The organism is Kineococcus xinjiangensis, from assembly GCF_002934625.1.
GTDB lineage: Bacteria > Actinomycetota > Actinomycetes > Actinomycetales > Kineococcaceae > Kineococcus_A > Kineococcus_A xinjiangensis.
In genome coordinates this window covers 1-1,297 of record NZ_PTJD01000039.1, presented here as the reverse complement: position 1 = coordinate 1,297, position 1,297 = coordinate 1, and the positions used below count along the sequence as shown (strand labels likewise).

2 protein-coding genes are annotated in these 1,297 nt (G+C 68.2%); both read left to right on the top strand.

The genetic code is table 11. The annotated features are described in order from the left end of the window. The first annotated feature begins 68 nt into the window (after positions 1-68). Positions 69-386, top strand: a complete 318-nt coding sequence (locus CLV92_RS20810; protein WP_104436000.1) for a transposase — start codon at positions 69-71, stop codon at positions 384-386. Then, positions 383-1,258, top strand: a complete 876-nt coding sequence (locus CLV92_RS20805; RefSeq protein WP_104435998.1) for an IS3 family transposase — start codon at positions 383-385, stop codon at positions 1,256-1,258. The genes CLV92_RS20810 and CLV92_RS20805 overlap by 4 nt, the downstream gene beginning before the upstream one ends. The last annotated feature ends 39 nt before the right edge of the window (positions 1,259-1,297 follow it).

Genomic DNA, 1,297 nt, shown 5'->3' with positions numbered 1-1,297 from the left:
CGGGAGCTTGACCCGCTTCTCCGGACACCGACCTGAGGCGATGATGTCGCCCAGAGAGGAGTCCTTCGATGCCCCGTCCTCACCCGCCGGAGTTCCGCCAGCGCGCCGTTGAGCTGGCCCAGCTGCGCGAGCAGCCGATGGCCAAGATCGCCGCTGACCTCGGCATCAGCGAGTCCTGCCTGCGCCGCTGGGTGCGCCTGGCTGAAGGCGACGCTGCGACAATCGCTAGCCGTAGTGGTCAAGGCGGTGGCGGCGTACTCGACGCAGGTGAGCGCGCTGAGCTGATCGAGCTACGCCGCAAGACGCGAGTGCAGGCGATGGAGATCGACATCCTGCGCCGGGCCAGTGCCTACTTCGCCCGGGAGTCGCTGCCGGACCCAAAATGATCTTCCCGCTGGTCCGCGACCTTGCCGCCGACGGCCTGCCCGTTGCGGTGACCTGCCGGGTGCTGGGCGTCTCGCGTTCAGGCTTCTACGAGTGGCGCGGTCGGCCGACGTCGGCTCGATCCATCGCCGATGCCGCGTTGACGCAGACCATCACGCAAGTGCATACCGCCTCTCGGGCCACCTACGGCGCCCCGAGAGTGCATGCCGAGCTGCGCCTGGGGCTGGGCATCGCCTGCGGACGCAAGCGGATCGCCCGGTTGATGCGTGTCGCCGGCCTGGTCGGCGTCTGCCACCGCCGCAAGCGAGCAGGCAGCAGGCCACTGCCGGCCCCGCACGAGGACCTGGTGCAGCGTCGTTTCGTCGCCGATGCCCCGAATCGGCTATGGGTCACCGACATCACCGAACACCCCACCGCCGAGGGCAAGGTCTACTGCGCCGCGGTCGTGGACGTGTTCAGCCGCATGGTGGTGGGCTGGTCCATCGCCGACCACATCCGCGCCGAACTCGTCGTCGATGCCCTGGAGATGGCGCGCTGGCGACGTCGTCCTGAGCCTGGAACCATCGTCCACGCCGACCGCGGCAGCCAGTACACCTCCTGGATTTTCGGGCACCGTTTGCGGGCTGCCGGACTGCTCGGCTCGATGGGCCGGGTCGCCTCCAGCGTCGACAACGGCCTGATGGAGAGCTTCTGGTCGACGATGCAGCGCGAGCTGCTGGACCGCCGCGCCTGGTCCTCCAGAGCGGAGTTGGCCTCGGCGATGTTCGAGTGGATCGAGGTCTTCTACAACCCGCGTCGACGTCACTCCGGCATCGGCTACCTCAGCCCTGCCGAGTACGAAGCCCTTCACACCACACTGACTGCTGCGGCATGATCGAGCCACCCACCTGTCCGGGAAACCGGGTCAAGCTCC